Below are 18462 nucleotides of genomic sequence, written 5' to 3' on the forward strand. Positions count from 1 at the left end.
GGGGGGTCGCCGGGTTTTCAGGTCCGACGTTGGTGGCGTCGTGACGGGCTCGATTCAGAGCTGATCTAAGCGTCTGTTCCGTGCGTTCAATTCCGCTGTCATTTCAACTTCTTCAGCCGTGCCGTGTCATCACACGGGCGCGGCTTCGGAGGGTGGCGAAGCATGCGTACATTCGATCTGAGCACCGGCACCGACCAGTACGTGAAAGACCTGCGGGTGGTCCGCTGGGAGCAATACGGGCTGGAGCGCGACCTGCCGTTCCAGGCGATGTGGTACAGCGTTCCGCCGGGCTCGGAAAGCCCGGTGGACCAGCATCCTGAGCTGGAACTGTCCGTCGTCGTGGCGGGCACGGCGCACGTCGTGGTCGGCGGCAACGAGTACGAAGTCCACCAGGGCAACGCGTTTCTGCTCAGCAGCACCGAGGCACACGTCGTACAGAACCGTTCGACCGATCTGGAACTGACGGTCTTCAGCGCTTACTGGATGCCCAGCGATGGGTGAGCCGATCACGGTCTTCACGTTTCCGCAGCCGACCGTCAATGGACCGCTGCACGTCGGTCATCTGTCCGGCCCCTACCTCGCGGCCGACATCGCGGCGAGGGCCGCGCGCGCCCGCGGCGAACGCGTCGTCGTCACCACCGGTCTCGACGTACACCAGAACTACGTGCTGACCCGGGCCGAGAACGAAGGCGTCGAGGCCGGCGTGATGACGGCGGATTTCCGCGCGGACATCAAGGACACGTATGAGCTGGCCCGCATCGGCTATGACCGGTTCACCGATCCGCTCGAGGACGAGCACGCGCCGATCATCCGGCAGCTGATGAATCACCTGGTCACCTCCGGCGCGACGCCGTTGCGCGAGGTCACTCTGCACGCCTGCACCGACTGCGGCCGGACTCTGCACGAGTCGTATCTCAGCGGCTTCTGCGGCGAGTGCAAAGCGCCCGCGGCCGGTGGTGCCTGCGAGCAGTGCGGCGGTTTCACGCACGTCGAGAACATGATCGATCCGGTCTGCGGTCGTTGCGGTGGCGAGCCTCGTCCGTTCGCGGCGACAGTGCCCGTACTGCGGATGGAGGACCACCGTGAGGCGCTCGTCTCGATGTGGTTGCGGGCGGACCTCCCACTCGCCGTGCGGGAGCTGATCGACCGCAACCTCACAGCCGGTTTGCCGGAGATCGCGCTCGCCTATCCGACCAACTGGGGGATCGAGGGCGACGGCCCGTTGACCGGCCTGCGGATCGGCCCGTACACGGAGGTCGCGCTCGCCGATCTGTACGGCATCGCGCGGGCGGTCGACCCCGGGGCCGGCGACGTCGCCGGCTACCTGGCCGCGCTCGCTCGGGTAGACCACTTGTGGCACTTTCTCGGTCTCGACAACGCATTCTGGTATGCCCTGTACTGGCGCGCCGTCTGGGCCGCCGCCGGTGTCGCCCGGCTGCCGCTGTCCGGGCTGGTGGTGAACGAGTTCTACACCTTCGACGGAGCGAAGTTCTCGACCAGCCGGAAACACGGCATCGGTGCGACGGAATTACTGCGCGCCGAAGATCCGTCAATCGTTCGCTTGTTTCTGGCCTGGGATCGGCCCGACCGCTACCGCAGTGATTTCACCTTGAATTCTTTCCGGGCCTTCGCGGACCGGATCGAACCATTGCTGGCCGGTGTTCAGCGCGTTTCCGAAGCACTTGATCCGGCCTTGGCGGCGATCGAGCGTGCCCGCGGTGAGAGCGCGCTCCGGCCGGAGGGATTCGACCCGCCGCTGGCGGTTCGCAGCCTGCTCACCCTGCTGGCCGGCGGCGTCCAGGACACCGGCTCGCTCCGCGCCGCGCTGACCGGGACAGACCGATGAGAATCTGCGTCATCGGTGCCGGTATCGCCGGGGCGCTGCTGGCCTGGCGACTCAGCGAACACGTCGAGGTAGACCTGGTGAAGGGCCTGCCCGGCACCGACGCGACCGACGCGACCGCCGCGTCGGGCGGTGGAGTGCGGGGGTTCGAGACGCACCCGGTCCAGCGGCGGCTCGCGATCGACAGCCTGAGCGAGCTGTTCGAGAGCTTCCGCGACGAGGCCGGCTACACCGAAACCGGCTGTACCTACCTGTTGCCGTCGTACGCCGGTATCGAGGCAGCTGTCGCCGAGGTCGAAGGCGCTCAGATCCTCGACGGCGCCGAACTGCGCCGGCAGGGCTGGCACGGCCTGCCCGACGGCACAGTCGGCGTCTACGAGCAGCGGGCCGGCTTCATCAACCCGGATCAGCTCCGCAAGGCAGTGATCCGGCAACTGCCCAGTGTGCTCGACGGACCCGTATTGCGGCTTGTCCCGCACCCCGACGGCTCGGTGAGCTGCCACCTCCCCGGCGCCAGTCACCGGTACGACGCAGTCGTCGTGGCCGCGGGGGCGTGGACACCCGGCTTCCTTTCCGGCAACGCCCTCCCGGCCGAGCCCTACCGGACCAAGGCGATCCAGGTCGCCATCTACAAGGTGGACGGCGCTCTGCCGACCATGTTCGTCGATGAGACCAGCGACCTGTACGGGCGCCCGACGGCCGACGGCAGGTTGCTCCTCGGCGTGGACACGCACAACTGGTCCGTACCACCGGGCAGCAGCACGCCGATCCCGGACCTGGCCGCGAGGGCCGTCCGGATCGCCGGTGAGCGGCTGCCACACCTCAAGCTGTCGGCGCCCGACCTGATGGTCAACAACGCCGACTGTTACGCCGATCCGCCGGTACTGACGCTCTGGTCCGTACTCGGCAGCTCACATCGGCTCTTCACCTTCACCGGTGGGTCCGGCGGCAGCGTGAAAACCGCGCTGGCCGCCAGCCGGGCCGCGGCGAGCGACCTGCTCGCCACAGGTGAAACCACTTCGCGGACGGAGAACAGGCGCATGACGATCACCCAACCAGGCAAGCAAGTGCCCCGATATCACACCATCGGCATCGGGGCCGGGCCCTCCAACCTGTCGCTGGCGGCCCTCTACCAGAACGTCACCACTGAGCGGCTCGCGCTCTTCGACGCCCGCCCGGGCAGCGGCTGGCACACTCCGCTGCTCTACCCGGGTGTGCGGATGCAGACCGGCTGGATGAAGGACCTGGTGTCGCTGGTCGATCCCCGACACGAGCTGACCTTCCTGAACTACCTGGTCACCTCCGGACGCCTCTATGCGCTGATGAACTCCCAGTTCGACTCACTCCCCCGGATCGAGTACGAGCGCTACCTGGCCTGGGCCACTGACCGGCTCGGCGTGGTGAACTTCGGCACCCGGGTGGACGCGATCTCGATCACGGACGACGGTTTCGAGATCAGCATCGACGGCGAGCCGGCCGCGGTCTCGGAACACCTCGTCCTCGGACTCGGCACCCGTCCGGTCCAGCCGTCGTACATCCGGGAGCTGCCGGCCGCGCGGGCCTTCATCGCCGACGCTCTCGCGGACCGGCTGCCGACGCTGGACACCAGCGCGCCGGTCGCGGTCGTCGGCGGCGGCCAGACCGGTCTCGAAACCGTGCTCCGGCTGCTTGGCTCCGGTTTCACCGACATCCGCTGGATCGGCCGGAACCAGTGGTTCCGCAGCATCGACGACTCGCCGATGGCCAACGAGTTCTATCGGCCGTCGCACATCGAATACCTGCAGGGCCTCAGCCGCGGCACCCGCCGGGAGATGATCGACGACCACCGCTACAGCGGCGACGCGATCACCCCGGGCGGCCTGCGTGCCCTGTACCAGGCCAACTACGACGGTTTCCTGAACCTAGGCCGCTTCCCGATCACCTTGCTGCCGGGTCGCGACGTCACCTCGTCCGAGCTCCTTGCCGACGGCACCATCCGGCTCCGGTGTACGACGCCCGCCGCGCCGGAGGAGCACGACGTACGCCAGGTCGTCGTGGCGGCCGGCCGGGAGCACGTGGAGGCACCGTTCGACGACGACCTGCGGGAGCGGATCGAGTTCGACGACGACGGTGGGCTGCTGGTCGAGCCGGACTACTCGGTGCGCTGGAAGGGCATGAACGGGCACAAGATCTACTCGTTCAACGCGAGCCGGTACAGCCACGGCCTGACCAACGCCGGTCTGACGCAACTGCCGGTCCGGGCCGCGATCGTGCTCAACTCGATGTTCGACCGGGAGATCTACTCGATCTCCGATGAGCTGTGCGCGGTGCAGTGGTGAGCGCGCCGGCTCCGGAGCCGCTCGTACCCGACGTCGATGGGGTGTGGTTCCAGCTTGAGGCTGAGGGGCCGGCGCCGTACGGGCAGTATCACCGCGAGGACGATCTGGTCTGGGCCGAGTTCTACGCCGGCGGCACGTTGCGCAGCGGCCGGCTGGTCGGGCGGGTGCAGCCCGACGGTTCGTTCGACGCGGCGTACTGCCTGATCGACGCGGCCGGTGACCTGATCATCGGCGAGTGCCACAGCGTCCCCGAGTTCGATGCTCAGGGCAACATCCGGATCACCGACCACTTCCGCCGCAGCGACGGCACCACCGGGGTGAGCCACATCCGGCAGATCCCCGCACCCGTGAGGGAGGCCCGATGAAACCCCATCTGCTGGTGGTCGCCACCGGCATGCGGCTGTTCCGCGAGTACATCCTGCGATCGATCGCGCCGCAGTACCGGATCCACATGTTCCTGCACAGCGAACCGACCTGGGAGAAGGAGTACATCGAGGACTGGACCGTCCTGGAGAGCACCCTCGACGCCGACGCCCTGGTCGCCGCCGCACACGAGCTGCACGACCGGCAGTCGATCGACGGCGTGCTGTGCTGGGACGAGGCCCGGATCCTGCAGACCGCTCACGTCGCCGAAGCGCTCGGCCTGCCGGGCGGCGACGTCGCGATGGTGAATCGCTGCCGCGACAAACACCTCACCCGTACGGCGCTCGCCGAGCACGGCGTACCGCAGCCGAAATCGGTGCTCGCGAACACCGTCGACGAAGCCCTTGCCGTGGACGTCGGCTACCCGCGCATCCTCAAGCCACGTGCGCTGGCCGCGAGCCTCGGCGTGGTGAAGGTGAACTCGCCCGAGGAGCTGCGGGCGAACTGGGACTTCGCGCACGACACGACCGTCCCCGAAGCGCCGCACTACGACGTGAAGGTGCTGGTCGAGGAGTTTGCCGACGGCTACGAGATCAGCATCGACGCCGCCGTCTTCCAGGGGCAGGTGACGCCGTTCTGCCTGGCCCGCAAGGAGATCGGCTACCCGCCGTACGCCGAAGAGGTCGGTCACTTCGTCGACGCACACGACCCGTTGCTCTCCGACGAGCAGCTGCTGCAGGTGCTTGTCGACGCGCACAAGGCGATCGCGTTCACCGACGGCGTCACCCACACCGAGATCATGATCACGGCCGACGGCCCGAAGGTGATCGAGATCAATGCCCGGATCGGCGGCGATCTGATCCCGTACCTCGGGCTGAAGGCGACCGGCGTCGACCCTGGGCTCGCAGCGGCCGCTGTTGCGTGCGGACGTGCCCCTTCGTTGGTGCCCGACCGAACCCTGGTTGGCGGCGTTCGCTTCTTCTACGTGGACGAAAACGACACGGTGCTGGATGAGGTCAGCTTCGACGCGGAAGGTCTGCCCGATTCCATCGACCAACTGGTGCCGCTGATGGAGGCAGGCCAGACGACCAGCCCGCCTCCGGACGGCACCCTGTGGGGCCGGATCGCCTACGCGACCGCGGTCGCCGGGTCGATCGCCGACTGCCGGGCCGGTCTCGACGCCGCGGAGAAGGCGCTGCGCTGGTCGGGCGAGGTCAAGGCGAAGGCACCTGAGGAGGCGGCAGGATGACGTCCGCCACCGACGAGAGCACCGGCATCTGGGCCACCATCCGGGAGGCTCCCGTACCGGTGAAGGCGCTGCTGGTCGGGGTCTTCGTGAACAAGCTCGGCTGGTTCCTGCAGGTCTTCCTGGTGCTGTTCCTCACCACCTCCAAGGGCTTCACGCCGGTTGAGGCCGGTACGGCGCTCGGCGTGTACGGCGGCGGCTCGGTGATCGGGCTGATCATCGGCGGATCGCTGTCGGACAAGCTCGGGCCGCGGGCCGCGGTGATGATCAGCATGTTCGGGATGGCCGGCTTCGTGCTGGCGATCGCGTACGTCCCGAGCTACCCGGCCGTCGTGGTCGTGGTCGCGCTGGCCGGCGCAGTCGGGCAGTTCTACCGGCCGGCGTCGGCCGCGCTGCTGACCGAGCTGACGCCGAAGAACCGCCAGGTGATGATCTTCGCGGTCTACCGACTAGCGATGAACCTGGGAACCACAGCGGCACCCCTGATCGGCGCGGCCCTGGTTGCGGTGTCGTGGAACCTGCTGTTCATCGGCGAGGCGGTCGCCGCACTGGCTTACGCGGCTGTGGCGATCGTTGCCCTCCCCAAGCGAGCTCCCCAAACGGTCCAGGACACGGCTGCGGATGAGCCCGCAGCGGGTGGCGGGTATGTCGCCGTACTGAGGGACTACAAGTACGTGTTGTTCCTGCTGTGCATGCTCATCAACGCGGCGATCTACATGCAGTACCTGGCCGTGCTGCCGCTGCACATGAAGTCGGAAGGGCTGTCGACGTGGTGGTTCAGTGCGGTGGTAGCGCTGAACGGGTTCATCGTCATCACCTGCGAGTTGCTGGTGACGAAGGTGGTCCAGAACTGGCCGGCCCGCTTCGTCGCGATGACCGGGTTCGTCCTGCTCGGCGGCGGGCTGGCGTTCTACGCGCTGCCGGGCGGGCTGGCGATCTTCGTGATCGGCACGCTGCTGTGGACCTTGGCCGAGATCATCGGCGGGCCGACCATGTTCGCCTATCCGGGGATGGCCGCACCGAAGCCGTTGCTCGGCCGGTACGTCGGGTCCTCGCATGCCATGTTCGGGCTCGGTTCCGCGCTCGGCCCCTTCCTCGGGGTGTGGGTGTGGAACTCGTCCGGCACGCGGGTCTGGCTCTGGTGCGGTCTGGCCGGTGCGATCGGCGTCGTACTCGCGTCCGTCGGCATGCGGCCGACAGCGGAAACCACCGAGCTGGCACCGGCCGCAGTGCCGAGCGAGAGCTCCTAGGAGGATGCTATGAGCAACTACACGATCATCGTGGATCCGTTGTCCACGGGACAGGAATACCCGGCCGCGTTTCGCGAGGCCGGGCGGCTGCCGGTCGCCGTACTGAGTGCGGCCGAACCACCACCGGCGTACACGACCAGCTGGCATCCAGACGACTTCGAGCACGTGCACTACTTCACTGGCGACGTACGGGCGCTCGCCGACGAACTGCGGCAGTACGAGCCGGAGTACCTGGTTCCAGGCGCCGAGAGCGGGGTCGAGCTGTGCGACCAGCTGATCGAGATCCTGGTGCCCGGAACCGGCAACGTGCCCGGGCTCGCGTCCGCGCGGCGGGACAAATGGGAGATGGCGCAGGCACTCACGGCCGCGGGTGTGCCGCGGTTGCGGCAGTTCCTGACCGCGGATCCGGCCGAGGCGGAGAAGTGGCTGAAGGAGAACGACCTGCTCGGCAAGCGGCTGGTGATCAAGCCGCCGAAGAGCGCCGCCGGTGACGAGGTGTACGTCGTCTTCGAGGACGGCGACTGGCGGGAGCGGTTCGACCGGGTGCTCGGGCGGACCAACAAGATGGGCCTGACCAACGACGCCGTACTGATCCAGGAGTACGCCGAAGGGACGGAGTACCTGGTCGACACGTACAGCGTCGACGGGAAGCACGCGCTGGTCGACGTCTGCCGATACACGAAGGTCGGCCGGGGCGACAAGATCGGCATCTACCGGCGGATCGACTTCCTGGCCGAGGACGACCCCGAGGTGCAGGCGTTGTGGCCGTACACCCGGCAGGTGCTCGACGCCGTCGGCATCCGGGTCGGCTGCGGACACGTCGAAGTGATGATGACGGCCGACGGCCCGCGGCTGATCGAGGTCGCGGCCCGGCCCGCCGGCGGCGGTCACCAGATGGTCAGCGAGCTGGCGACCGGTGACAACCACATCAAACGGACCGTGGCGCACCGCGTTCGCGGCGAGGTCCGGGACGGGTTCGACCTGGTCCAGCACCTGCGCGGCATCTTCGTCATCGCGCCGCGCGAGGGCTACTTCCGCAACCGCGAGGTCTTCGCCGACATCGAGTCACTGAAGTCGTTCCACTGGATGAAGATCCTGTACGACGAGGACGCCGTCGTACCCGAGACGGTCGACCTGTTCACCTGCCTCGCCTGGGTCATCCTGATCCACAGCGACGCCCAGGTGCTGGACGAGGACTACAAGCGAGTGCTGGACATGGAGGCCGGCATCGTCATCGACGCCCCCTGACACAATTGGCGGATGGCCAAGCCACCATGCCCATGTGGGCTCGGAGCACCGTACGGCGACTGCTGCGGCAAGCTGCACCAAGGGCTCGCCGCAGCAGCCACCGCCGAACAACTCATGCGGTCGCGCTACTCGGCCTTTGTCGTGGGCGACGCGGCGTACCTGCTCCGCACCTGGCACTCCGCGACCCGCCCGGCCGAACTTCAGTTGGACAACAACATCCGCTGGACGGGTCTCGAAGTCCTGCACACCACCGGCGGCAGCCCTTTCCACACCGAGGGCACCGTTGAGTTCCAGGCTTACTACCAGGGCGGCTCTCTCCACGAGAACAGCCTGTTCACCCGGGAGAACGGCGCCTGGGTGTACGTCGAAGCTGTCATCGACGGCGGCGCTGCGTCGGTTTAGCGCCTTCGGCGCTGCGTCGGTTTAGCGCCTTCGGCGCCAGGGGCCGGTGATGGCGTAGGTGATGCCGGGGTTGTAGACGTTGAAGAACATCGTCCGGCCGTCGGCGGAGAAGCCGGCGCCGGCCAGTTCGCCGAACTCGGGGCCCTCCGGGGTGCCGATGTTCACCCGGTTGCGGGCGAACTTGAACACCTCGCCGTCCTCCGTCGTCCCGAGGATGTGCTGCTCGCCGAGACCGTCCTCGCACATCATCAGCCCGCCGTACGGCGACATCGTGATGTTGTCGGGCGCATCGAACTCCGGGTCGTCCGAGCCGGGCTTCGGCCGAGTGAAGATCACCTCGAGGCGCAGGGTGTGCTTGCGCGGGTCGTACCGCCAGACCTGCCCGTCGTGGTCCACCTTCGGGCCGAGCTCGGTCCGGGCGAACGACGAGACGAAGTACACGCAGCGGTCCCGAGTACCCCACCAGCAGCCCTCGAGCTTGTAGCCGCCGGTGATCGGCTTGCTGTAGTCCTGCGCCCGTACCGACACCGAGGTCGCCAGCGGGTCCGGCACCTTGACCCACTGCACGCCGTGGAACTCTGTCCCGGCCTCCTGTACGACGGACAGGTCCGGCAGATCCGGGATGTGCATGGCCTGCAGCTCTCCACCCGCCCGAAGCGTTCCCCAGCCACCGCGCGGACGGTTCGGGAGGAACCGGTAGAAGCCGCCGAGCGGCGCGACGAACGCGTCCTCGGTCTCGTACACGATCCCGGTCGCCGGATCGATCGCGACCGCCTCGTGCTGGAACCGGCCCATCGCCTTCAGCGGGGTCGGGTCGACGTTGCGGCGGTCGTCGTACGGGTCGACCTCGAAGATGAAGCCGTGGTCCTTGGTGTAGCCGCTGTCGCCGGCCTTGAGTTCTGTCTCCTCACAGGTCAGCCAGGTCCGCCACGGGGTGATACCGCCGGAGCAGTTGATCGCCGAGCCACCGAGGCTGACGAACTCCTTGGTGGTGCCGTTGTGCCGGTCCACCACGAGCGTGCTGGTCCCACCCGCGGCGCCCGGGTCGTACGTGCGCTCGGGCGGCGCGACGACCTTGATCTTGGCGGTCGGGCTGCACTCGTGGTTGCGGACCAGCCGGGCGCCGCCGTCGCGGTCCGGGAAGGTGCCCATGCCGTCGAACCGGCTCGGCGTCGGCAGTCCGTCCGGCCGGACCGTGCCCTCGCGGGACAGGATTTTGTAGCTGAACCCGTGCGGCAGGTCGAGCATGCCGTTCGGGTCCTCGATCAGCGGCCCGTACCCGAGCTTCGGACCGGAGGTGCCGAGCGCGGGTTGTGCGGTGTAGAGCGCTTCGACGGACCCCGCGACACTGACCGCAACACCGGCCGCGGCGGCTCGGGCGACGAACTGACGTCTGGACAGGTTGGATTCGACAGTCACGGGCGGCTCCTGTTCGAGAACAAGCAGTGGTCGCCAGTGAACGTACGGTAAACAACTCCCTAACGGCAAGAGAATGCGTGTCAGGAAGTCACAACGAGCGCACCCAGTTCGAGAGCAGGGCGGCGCCGGCGTCGCCGGACTTCTCCGGGTGGAACTGGGTCGCCGAGAGGGGTCCGTTCTCGACCGCCGCGACGAAGCGATCGCCGCCGTACGTCGTCCAGGTCACCTGCGGAGCGACCGACTCCCGGGCGTCGGTGAGCTGCCAGTCGCGGACGCCGTACGAGTGGACGAAGTAGAACCGCTCCTTCTCGAGGCCGTCGAACAGCGTGGTGCCGGACGGGACTTCGACCGTGTTCCAGCCCATGTGCGGGACCGGCTCGCCGTTGTGCGGCTCGAGGCGCTCGACGGTACCGGGCCACTGGTCACAACCCTCGGTCTCGACACCGTGTTCGATGCCGCGCGCGAACAGGATCTGCATGCCCACGCAGATGCCCAACACCGGCCGGCTGCCGGTCAACCGACGATCGACCAGTACGTCGCCGCGCACTTTCCGAAGGCCCGTCATGCACGCCTCAAAGGCACCGACGCCGGGGACCAGCAGTCCGTCGGCGTTCAGCGCCTCGTCGAAGTCCGACGTCACCGTGACGTCGGCGCCGACACGCTGCAGCGCCCGCTCGCCGGACCGGATGTTGCCGGATCCGTAGTCGAGCAGGACGACCTTCTTGCTCACAAGGCGCCCTTCGTGGACGGGATGCCTGGCTGCCGCGGGTCGAGCTCCGCGGCGGCCCGGAGCGCGCGGGCGAAGGCCTTGAACTGGGCCTCGACGATGTGGTGCGGGTCGCGACCGGACAGCACCCGGATGTGGATGCAGATCGCGGCGTTGAACGCGAGCGTTTCGAACACGTGCTGGGTCAGCGAACCGGCGTAGTCGCCGCCGATGATCGCGTGGACCTGGCCGTCCGGCTCGCCGGTGTGGACGCAGTACGGCCGGCCGGACAGGTCGACCGTGCAGTGTACGAGCGCCTCGTCCAGCGGGACCGTCGCGTCGCCGAACCGCCGGATGCCGCGCTTGTCGCCGAGAGCTTCCTTCAGCGCCTGGCCGATGCCGATCGCGGTGTCCTCGACGGTGTGGTGGGCGTCGATCTCGAGGTCGCCGACCGTGTTCACGTGCAGATCCAGCAGTGCGTGCTTGGCCAGCGCGTTGAGCATGTGGTCGTAGAAGCCAACGCCGGTGGAGATGTCGGCGCGGCCCTCGCCGTCGATGTTCAGCTCGACCAGGACCTTCGACTCGCTGGTCTCCCGGTCGATCCGTGCCGTGCGCGTCATGTCAGCCTTCCCACGTCTGTCTTGAGGACGCGCTCCAGTGAAGCGCGGAATGCGGCCATCTCGGCGCTGGTGCCGATGGAGACCCGCAGCCAGCCGTCCGGCCCGGTCTCGCGGATGAGGACGCCGTCGTCCAGGAGCGACTGCCAAACCGCGTGCCGGTCGGCGAAGGTGCCGAACAGGACGAAGTTCGCGTCCGAGTCGACCGCGCGCAAACCCTGCGAGCGCAGCCAATCGACCGTCTCGTCCCGCTCGACCCGAAGCTGCTCGACCCGGCTGAGCAACTCGTCGGAGTGCCTCAGCGCAGCCCGCGCGGTCGCCTGCGTGATCGCGGACAGGTGGTACGGCAGCCGCACGATCCGCAGCGCGTCCACCAACTCCTTGCTCGCGGCAAGGTATCCGACCCGGCCGCCCGCCATCGCGAACGCCTTCGACATCGTCCGCGCCACCGCCAGATTCGGGTACGACGGCAACAACGTGACCGCACTCGGAGTCCCGGTACGGCGGAATTCGGCGTACGCCTCGTCGACGACCAGGACGGCCCCGATCGCCGCGGTCCGGGCGGCGAGCGCCTCGACCACCTGGATCGGCAGCGCGGTGCCGGTCGGGTTGTTCGGCGAGGCGAGCAGGACGACCGACGGCCGATGCCGGGAGATCGCAGCGAGCGCCTTGCTCTCGTCGAGGGTGAAGTCCTCGGCCCGGCGACCGGTGACCCAGGCCGTGTTCGTGTCGCGGGCGTACTCCGGGTACATCGAATACGTCGGGGCGAAGGACAACGCCGTACGGCCTGGTCCGCCGAAGGCCTGCAGGATGTGCAGCATGACCTCGTTGGAGCCGTTCGCCGCCCAGACCTGCTCGGCGACGAGCTGCGCGCCGGACTCACGGCCCAGGTAGGCGGCCAGGTCCGCGCGGAGGTCGAGGAACTCGCGGTCCGGGTAGCGGTTCATCCCCCGGGCCGCCACGGTGACCGCCGCGGCGATGTCCGCGACGGTCTCCTCGCTCGGCGGATACGGGTTCTCGTTGACGTTGAGCAGGACAGGTACGTCGAGCTGCGGGGCGCCGTACGGCTCGAAGCTCTTGAGCTCCTCGCGGATCGGCAGCCCGTCGAAGCGACTCATGCGTCACCCTCCGGGAAGCGCACGGACACGGCGGCGCCGTGGGCGGGCAGGTCCTCGGCGTGCGCCAGCGTGACCACGTGTCCGGCGACCTGCTGGAGAGCGTCGCGGGAGTAGTTCACGACGTGCATCGCCTTCAGGAAGCTCCGGACGGACAGCCCTGACGAGTGACAGGCGCAGCCCGCGGTCGGGAGGACGTGGTTGGATCCGGCGCAGTAGTCGCCGAGCGACACCGGCGACCAGCCGCCGACGAAGATCGCGCCGGCGTTGTTGATCAGCCCGGCCCGCTCCTCCGCGTCCGCGGTCTGGATCTCCAGGTGCTCGGCGGCGTACGCGTCCACCACCGCGGTCCCCTGGTCGAGATCGTCCACGAGTACGACGGCCGACTGCTGACCACTCAGTGCTTCCGTGATCCGGTCGGCGTGCTTGGTCTTCGCGACCTGACGCGGCAGCTCGGCCTCAACTGCTGCGGCGAGAGTCTCGCTGGGTGTGACCAGGACGCCGGCCGCCATCGGGTCGTGCTCGGCCTGGCTGATCAGGTCGGCGGCGACGTGCGCGGCGTCCGCGGTGTCGTCGGCGAGGATGGCGATCTCGGTCGGCCCGGCCTCGGAGTCGATGCCGACCTCACCCAGCAGGAACCGCTTGGCCGCGACCACGTAGATGTTGCCCGGCCCGGTGATCAGGTTGACCTTGCGGCAGCCTGTGACACCAGCACCGAAGCCGTACGCGAACCCGGCGATCGCCTGCGCGCCGCCCATCGCGTACACCTCCTCGATCCCGAGCAGCGCACACACCGCCAGCACCGTCGGGTGCGGCAGACCGCCGAACTCCTTCTGCGGCGGCGACGCGAGAGCCAGCGACGGGACACCCGCCACCTGCGCCGGTACGACGTTCATCAGCACGCTGGACGCCAACGGGGCACGGCCGCCTGGGACATACAGGCCGACGCGCTGGACCGGGACGAAGCGTTGCGTGACCCGGCCGCCGGGCGCGGGCTCGGAGGCGACGTCAGCGGTCAGCTCGTCCTGGCTGACCTCGCGGACCCGGCGGATCGACTCCTCGAACGCACTGCGGAGCTCGGGCTCGAGCTCCTCGAGCGCGGTCTTCAGCGCCTCGGCCGGGACCCGGAGGTCCTCGACGCGCACATGGTCGAACTTCTCGCCGTACTCCCTGATCGCCTCGAGTCCACGATGGCGGACGTCCAGGCAGATCGGTCGGACGACGTCGAGAGCCTTCTCGACGTCGAACACGGCTCGGGGGACGAGGGCGTTCACTTCGGCTTGGAGGTCGGACACCTCTCCGGCCGCCACTCGGCCCCGCAGGTCGACGCGGCGAATCATGGGCTCAGTCTAGTGGTGACGACCCGTGGGCCTCGCCCCCATATCCACCTGCTGGCAGTTACCAGGCGTAATGAGGTAGCGGAGGCACTAGGCTCGGCAGCATGGACTCCCGCCTGCCGCTGCTCACTGTCGACACGGTGATCTTCCCCGGGCTGGTGCTCCCCATTCCGGTAACCGATGTCCAGGGCCGGGCGGTGATCCGCGATCTGGTCGAGAACGGCGGTGAGCTCGTCTGCGGCGCCCTCGCCGTCCGGGACGGATACGAGCTGGGTGAGCGGGTGTTCCGGTCGCTGTACGGCACCGGCTGCGCCGCGACGATCTCCGAGATCACGCTGGACGCGGACGACGACGGACCGGTCGAGATCACGCTCACCGGCAACCGGCGGTTCAAGGTGGCGGAGCTGGACGGCAGCGGTGACTACCTGGTCGCCGACGTCGAGTGGCTGGTCGAGAGCCTCGGCGACGATCCCTTGGGTACGGCGACCATCGCCGTCGACAAGTTCCGTCGCTACGCCGCCGCGGTGACGGAGATCAGCCGGCCGGGACTGCACATCGGCGATCTCCCCGACGACCCCAGCACACTCTCGTACCTGATGTCGGCCGCGATGACGCTGATCACCCCCGACCGGCAAAAACTCCTCGAGGCCACCGACACCACCACCCGCCTGGCCCAGCTCGTCGGCCTCCTCGACACCGAACTCGCCGCAATCGCCGCCCTCCCCTCCCTCCCCCACACCGACGTCAACTGGTCAGCCATGTCCCCGAACTGACGACGCTACCGATTTGAATCCCAGGTCGGTATGCTTTTGGTATGAGTAAGCAGATCACTGTGCGGCTGCCGGATGAGCTGGTCGACTTCATGGACCAGCTCGTGGCTGCTGACAAGGCGTCGAGCCGGGCCTCCGTGGTGGCTCGGGCGATGGAGCGTGAGCGGCGCCGGGAGCTGGCTGCCCGCGATCTCGCCATCCTGACCGAGCACGGCGATTACCCCGACCTGGAGGGGCTCGCCCCTGCGGCCGCCGGGACCGTGCTCAGCGACCTCGACTGAGGCGCCGTACGACGTCATGCGCCCGCTGCACATCGCACGTCTGGACAAGCCCCGCCCGGTCGTCGTACTCACTCGTGAGCTGATCCGCCCGCGCCTCACCAATGTGACGGTCGCGCCGATCACCAGCACCATCCGCGGCCTGTCCACCGAGGTCCTGGTCGGCCCGGCCAACGGCCTCGATCACCCCAGCGCGATCTCCTGCGACAACATCCAGACCATCCCGAAGATCCAGCTCGGCCGCCTGATCGGCTACCTCCACCCCGACCAGGAACCCGCCCTGGCCGAGGCCATCAGTCTCGCTTTCGACCTGGAGATCTAGCCCAGCTTCGAGACGTCCCGTACGGCGCCCTTGTCGGCGCTGGTGGCCATCGCGGCGTACGCACGCAGTGCCTGGGACACCTTGCGGTCGCGAGACCGAGGCGCGTAGACGCCGTTCAGCGCGGCGCGGCGGGTCGCCAGCTCCTCCTCGGACACCAGCAGCTCAATGGAGCGACCCGGGATGTCGATGCGGATCTGATCCCCGTCCTGCACCAAGGCGATCGTGCCGCCCGAGGCCGCTTCCGGTGACGCGTGGCCGATCGACAGACCCGACGTACCGCCGGAGAAGCGGCCGTCGGTGACCAGCGCGCAGACCTTGCCCAGGCCGCGGCCCTTCAGGAACGACGTCGGGTAGAGCATCTCCTGCATGCCCGGACCGCCCTTGGGGCCTTCGTACCGGATCACGACCACATCGCCCGGCTGGATCTGCTTGGCCAGGATCTTCTCGACCGCTTCCTCCTGCGACTCACACACGACCGCAGGACCCTGGAAGGTCCAGATCGACTCGTCCACCCCGGCCGTCTTCACCACGCAGCCGTCGACGGCCAGGTTGCCCTTCAGCACCGCGAGCCCGCCGTCCTTGGAGTACGCGTGCTCCAGATCCCGGATGCAGCCGCCGGCCGCGTCGGTGTCCAGCGTTTCCCACCGCTCCGACTGTGAGAACGCCGTCGCCGACCGCTTGCAGCCCGGCGCCGCATGCCACAGCTCAACGGCCTCCGGCGACGGCGAGCCACCACGCAGGTCCCACGTCTTCAGCCACTCGTCGATCGAGTCGCTGTGCACGGTGTGGATGTTCTCGTTCAGCAACCCGGCCCGGTGCAGCTCACCGAGGATCGCGGGGATGCCGCCGGCCCGGTGCACGTCCTCCATGTAGTAGGTCCCGCCCGGCGCCACGTTCGGCGCGACCTTCGCCAGGCACGGCACCTGCCGCGACACCGCGTTGATGTCGTCGAGGTCGAAGCCGACCTCCGCCTCCTGGGCCGCCGCCAGCAGGTGCAGGATCGTGTTCGTCGACCCGCCCATCGCGATGTCCAGCGCCATCGCGTTCCCGAAAGCCTCCTTGGAAGCGATGGCCCGCGGTAACACGGTGGCGTCGTCCTGGTCGTAGTACCGCTTCGTGATCTGTACGACGGTCTCGCCGGCCTTCTCGTACAGCGCCCACCGGGCGGTGTGGGTGGCCAGCACCGAGCCGTTGCCCGGCAGCGACAGCCCGATCGCCTCGGTCAGGCAGTTCATCGAGTTCGCGGTGAACATGCCCGAACACGAGCCACAGGTCGGGCAGGCGTTCTCCTCGATCCGCAGGATGTCCGCGTCGGAGACGTTCTCGTTGACCGCCTCGGACATCGCGTCGATCAGGTCCAGCTTGCGCACGGTGCCGTCGACCAGCGTCGCCCGGCCGGCCTCCATCGGGCCGCCGGAGACGAACACGGTCGGGATGTTCAGCCGGAGCGCGGCCATCAGCATGCCCGGGGTGATCTTGTCGCAGTTGGAGATGCACACCAGCGCGTCCGCACAGTGCGCCTCGACCATGTACTCGACCGAGTCCGCGATCAGGTCGCGCGACGGCAGGCTGTAGAGCATTCCGCCGTGGCCCATCGCGATCCCGTCGTCGACGGCGATCGTGTTGAACTCGCGGGCGATCCCGCCGGCCTGCTTGATCGCGTCGGAGACGATCCGGCCGACCGGGGCGAGGTGGGTGTGGCCGGGGACGAACTCGGTGAAGCTGTTCGCCACCGCGATGATCGGCTTGCCGAAGTCCTCCCGGGCTACCCCGGAGGCCTGCATGAGCGCGCGGGCGCCCGCCATGTTGCGGCCGTGGGTGACGGTACGGGACCTCAGAGCAGGCACGACGACATCTCCTCGCTGTGTCAGGACAACTCAGACGATGGTGCCACGCCCGTCCAGATGGCGGTACGCGGGTCCCGCATTCCGGAGGAAGTGAAACTGTCCGAGGGCGGATCTAGCCTGGCTTCATGCACACCCGGCAGGTGCATCGAGCCTTGCGGCCGTACGTCGCCGACCTCATCGGTTACGCGTACGCCGGTGAGCCGCCTGCCCTCCATCGCGGTCTGCCCTCGCAACACCTGACCCTCGTCATCGCGCTCGACGAACCGATCGGCATCGCCTGGCCCGGCTCACCGGTGAACAAGTTCGACACCGTCGTCGGCGGCCTGCACTCGACCGCCGTCCATATCGGCGAATCGCCCAACCGCTCTGGCGTCCAACTCGCGCTCACTCCGGCCGGCGCCCGCGCGCTCCTCGGCCTGCCACCAGGTGAGCTCGCCTCGATGGTCGTCAACCTGGACGATGTCCTCGGCCGACCGGCTCGCCTGCTGACCGATCAGCTGCGCGAGTCACCGACCTGGGAGCAACGCTTCGACATCGTCGAGCAGCTGCTGCTCGAGCACTGGGCCGATGCACCCGCCCCGGAGACGCGTGCCGAGCTCAGCTGGGCCTGGCGGCGACTCCGCGAGACGTCCGGCGGGATCGGCGTACAGGATCTTGCGGCTGAAGTCGGATGGAGCCGGCGGCATCTGACCGAGCGGTTCACCGCGGAGTACGGGCTGGCGCCAAAGGTGGCGGCGCGGGTGATGCGGTTCGAGCAAGCGGTCTGGCGGCTGAAGGCGGAACCCAAGACCAGGCTGGCGGACCTGTCGGCCGAGCTCGGGTACGCCGATCAGGCGCATCTCACCCGCGAGTGGAACGCGATCGCCGGGTGCTCGCCCCGGCAGTGGCTCGCCGAAGAGCTCCCAAACGTTCAAGACCTGACGTACGACGCTGCCGCAGAGTCGGAGGTATGAACACGACAACCGAGAAGGACATCGTCGTCGGCGTCTGGCCGGGGCTGATCTACCGCGACGGGCAAGCTGCTCTGAAGTTCCTGACCGAGGGCCTCGGCTTCACGCTGGTCGCCTCGTATGCCGGCGCCGCGGAGGGCTCGATCGCGCATGCCGAGTTGGCCTGGCCGTTCGGCGGCGGGATCATGATGGGCTCGGTGGACGCGAAGTCCGAACCCGACGAGTTCACCGCGCTCGCCGACCGGGTCCAGTCGGTCTATCTCGTCCACGACGACCCGGACCCGCTGCTCGCCCGGGCGATCGCAGCCGGCGCGGCCGTCGTACGGGGCCTGCGGGACGAGGACTACGGTTCCCGCGGATTCACCGTGAAGGATCCGGAAGGAAATTTTTGGAGCGTCGGCACGTATCGAGGCGAAATCACCAAGTAGGCA

19 protein-coding genes are annotated in these 18462 nt (G+C 68.3%); 13 read left to right on the top strand and 6 right to left on the bottom strand.

Features of this window, described 5'->3' with window-relative positions; translation table 11 throughout:
* The first annotated feature begins 162 nt into the window (after positions 1–162).
* From EV646_RS04185 to EV646_RS04220, 8 genes are read left to right on the top strand one after another with little or no spacing between them, the layout of a single operon-like run.
* Positions 163–501, top strand: coding sequence for a cupin domain-containing protein (locus tag EV646_RS04185; protein WP_132143996.1), 339 nt, complete (start codon positions 163–165; stop codon positions 499–501).
* Complete coding sequence (locus EV646_RS04190; RefSeq protein WP_132143998.1) at positions 494–1846, top strand: class I tRNA ligase family protein; 1353 nt, start codon at positions 494–496, stop codon at positions 1844–1846. The genes EV646_RS04185 and EV646_RS04190 overlap by 8 nt, the downstream gene beginning before the upstream one ends.
* Positions 1843–4161, top strand: coding sequence for an FAD-dependent oxidoreductase (locus EV646_RS04195; protein ID WP_132144000.1), 2319 nt, complete (start codon positions 1843–1845; stop codon positions 4159–4161). Before EV646_RS04190 ends, EV646_RS04195 begins: the two co-directional genes overlap by 4 nt.
* On the top strand, positions 4158–4526 hold the full coding sequence (locus EV646_RS04200) for an avidin-fold protein (protein ID WP_132144002.1): 369 nt from the start codon (positions 4158–4160) through the stop codon (positions 4524–4526). Before EV646_RS04195 ends, EV646_RS04200 begins: the two co-directional genes overlap by 4 nt.
* Positions 4523–5773 carry an ATP-grasp domain-containing protein gene (locus EV646_RS04205; protein ID WP_132144004.1) on the top strand — a complete coding sequence of 417 codons (1251 nt, stop codon included), beginning with the start codon at positions 4523–4525 and terminating at the stop codon, positions 5771–5773. The genes EV646_RS04200 and EV646_RS04205 overlap by 4 nt, the downstream gene beginning before the upstream one ends.
* Positions 5770–7020: an MFS transporter gene (locus tag EV646_RS04210; protein WP_132144006.1), complete on the top strand. Its 1251-nt coding sequence runs from the start codon at positions 5770–5772 to the stop codon at positions 7018–7020. Before EV646_RS04205 ends, EV646_RS04210 begins: the two co-directional genes overlap by 4 nt.
* 9 nt (positions 7021–7029) lie before the next feature.
* Positions 7030–8268: an ATP-grasp domain-containing protein gene (locus EV646_RS04215; protein ID WP_132144008.1), complete on the top strand. Its 1239-nt coding sequence runs from the start codon at positions 7030–7032 to the stop codon at positions 8266–8268.
* 12 nt (positions 8269–8280) lie between these two features.
* Entirely contained in the window at positions 8281–8670 is a 390-nt protein-coding gene (locus EV646_RS04220; protein WP_132144010.1) for a YchJ family protein, read from the top strand.
* A 21-nt stretch (positions 8671–8691) separates the two neighbouring features.
* Here EV646_RS04220 and EV646_RS04225 read toward each other — a convergent pair whose 3' ends face one another.
* The 5 genes from EV646_RS04225 to hisD form a co-directional block, all read right to left on the bottom strand.
* Positions 8692–10089 (bottom strand): alkaline phosphatase PhoX, encoded by a 1398-nt coding sequence (locus EV646_RS04225; protein ID WP_132144012.1) that lies wholly within the window; start codon positions 10087–10089, stop codon positions 8692–8694.
* An 88-nt stretch (positions 10090–10177) separates the two neighbouring features.
* On the bottom strand, positions 10178–10819 hold the full coding sequence (gene hisH, locus EV646_RS04230; RefSeq protein WP_132144014.1) for an imidazole glycerol phosphate synthase subunit HisH: 642 nt from the start codon (positions 10817–10819) through the stop codon (positions 10178–10180).
* Positions 10816–11415, bottom strand: coding sequence for an imidazoleglycerol-phosphate dehydratase HisB (gene hisB / locus EV646_RS04235; protein WP_132144016.1), 600 nt, complete (start codon positions 11413–11415; stop codon positions 10816–10818). Before hisB ends, hisH begins: the two co-directional genes overlap by 4 nt.
* Complete coding sequence (locus EV646_RS04240) at positions 11412–12530, bottom strand: histidinol-phosphate transaminase (RefSeq protein ID WP_132144018.1); 1119 nt, start codon at positions 12528–12530, stop codon at positions 11412–11414. The genes hisB and EV646_RS04240 overlap by 4 nt, the downstream gene beginning before the upstream one ends.
* A complete protein-coding gene (gene hisD, locus EV646_RS04245; RefSeq protein WP_132144020.1) occupies positions 12527–13867 on the bottom strand; it encodes a histidinol dehydrogenase in 1341 nt (446 codons plus the stop codon). Before hisD ends, EV646_RS04240 begins: the two co-directional genes overlap by 4 nt.
* A 101-nt stretch (positions 13868–13968) precedes the next feature.
* Between hisD and EV646_RS04250 the strand changes: the two genes are divergently transcribed.
* The 3 genes from EV646_RS04250 to EV646_RS04260 are packed head-to-tail and all read left to right on the top strand — an operon-like array spanning position 13969 to position 15234.
* On the top strand, positions 13969–14637 hold the full coding sequence (locus tag EV646_RS04250; protein ID WP_132144022.1) for an LON peptidase substrate-binding domain-containing protein: 669 nt from the start codon (positions 13969–13971) through the stop codon (positions 14635–14637).
* A gap of 41 nt (positions 14638–14678) precedes the next feature.
* A complete protein-coding gene (locus EV646_RS04255; protein WP_132144024.1) occupies positions 14679–14915 on the top strand; it encodes a ribbon-helix-helix domain-containing protein in 237 nt (78 codons plus the stop codon).
* Positions 14916–14931: 16 nt separating this feature from the next.
* Positions 14932–15234: a type II toxin-antitoxin system PemK/MazF family toxin gene (locus EV646_RS04260; protein ID WP_132144026.1), complete on the top strand. Its 303-nt coding sequence runs from the start codon at positions 14932–14934 to the stop codon at positions 15232–15234.
* Here the strand turns inward: EV646_RS04260 and ilvD are convergent.
* The gene (gene ilvD, locus EV646_RS04265) at positions 15231–17081 is read right to left on the bottom strand and encodes a dihydroxy-acid dehydratase (RefSeq protein WP_132144028.1); all 1851 of its coding nucleotides are present in this window, start codon (positions 17079–17081) and stop codon (positions 15231–15233) included. The genes EV646_RS04260 and ilvD overlap by 4 nt on opposite strands.
* Positions 17082–17206: 125 nt before the next feature.
* Here ilvD and EV646_RS04270 point away from each other — a divergent pair, with 125 nt between their 5' ends.
* Positions 17207–18034, top strand: a complete 828-nt coding sequence (locus tag EV646_RS04270; protein WP_132144030.1) for a helix-turn-helix domain-containing protein — start codon at positions 17207–17209, stop codon at positions 18032–18034.
* The gene (locus EV646_RS04275; RefSeq protein ID WP_132144032.1) at positions 18031–18459 is read left to right on the top strand and encodes a VOC family protein; all 429 of its coding nucleotides are present in this window, start codon (positions 18031–18033) and stop codon (positions 18457–18459) included. The genes EV646_RS04270 and EV646_RS04275 overlap by 4 nt, the downstream gene beginning before the upstream one ends.
* Positions 18460–18462 lie beyond the last annotated feature (3 nt).

The organism is Kribbella antiqua (genome assembly GCF_004345665.1).
GTDB lineage: Bacteria > Actinomycetota > Actinomycetes > Propionibacteriales > Kribbellaceae > Kribbella > Kribbella antiqua.

Bases quoted from the DNA above. Each gene is read 5' to 3' on its own strand.
- EV646_RS04185 (WP_132143996.1), top strand. From the start codon at position 163: ATGCGTACATTCGATCTGAGCACCGGCACCGACCAGTACGTGAAAGAC.
- EV646_RS04190 (WP_132143998.1), top strand. From the start codon at position 494: ATGGGTGAGCCGATCACGGTCTTCACGTTTCCGCAGCCGACCGTCAAT.
- EV646_RS04195 (WP_132144000.1), top strand. From the start codon at position 1,843: ATGAGAATCTGCGTCATCGGTGCCGGTATCGCCGGGGCGCTGCTGGCC.
- EV646_RS04205 (WP_132144004.1), top strand. From the start codon at position 4,523: ATGAAACCCCATCTGCTGGTGGTCGCCACCGGCATGCGGCTGTTCCGC.
- EV646_RS04210 (WP_132144006.1), top strand. From the start codon at position 5,770: ATGACGTCCGCCACCGACGAGAGCACCGGCATCTGGGCCACCATCCGG.
- EV646_RS04215 (WP_132144008.1), top strand. From the start codon at position 7,030: ATGAGCAACTACACGATCATCGTGGATCCGTTGTCCACGGGACAGGAA.
- EV646_RS04220 (WP_132144010.1), top strand. From the start codon at position 8,281: ATGGCCAAGCCACCATGCCCATGTGGGCTCGGAGCACCGTACGGCGAC.
- hisB (WP_132144016.1), bottom strand. From the start codon at position 11,415: ATGACGCGCACGGCACGGATCGACCGGGAGACCAGCGAGTCGAAGGTC.
- EV646_RS04240 (WP_132144018.1), bottom strand. From the start codon at position 12,530: ATGAGTCGCTTCGACGGGCTGCCGATCCGCGAGGAGCTCAAGAGCTTC.
- hisD (WP_132144020.1), bottom strand. From the start codon at position 13,867: ATGATTCGCCGCGTCGACCTGCGGGGCCGAGTGGCGGCCGGAGAGGTG.
- EV646_RS04250 (WP_132144022.1), top strand. From the start codon at position 13,969: ATGGACTCCCGCCTGCCGCTGCTCACTGTCGACACGGTGATCTTCCCC.
- EV646_RS04255 (WP_132144024.1), top strand. From the start codon at position 14,679: ATGAGTAAGCAGATCACTGTGCGGCTGCCGGATGAGCTGGTCGACTTC.
- EV646_RS04260 (WP_132144026.1), top strand. From the start codon at position 14,932: ATGCGCCCGCTGCACATCGCACGTCTGGACAAGCCCCGCCCGGTCGTC.
- EV646_RS04270 (WP_132144030.1), top strand. From the start codon at position 17,207: ATGCACACCCGGCAGGTGCATCGAGCCTTGCGGCCGTACGTCGCCGAC.
- EV646_RS04275 (WP_132144032.1), top strand. From the start codon at position 18,031: ATGAACACGACAACCGAGAAGGACATCGTCGTCGGCGTCTGGCCGGGG.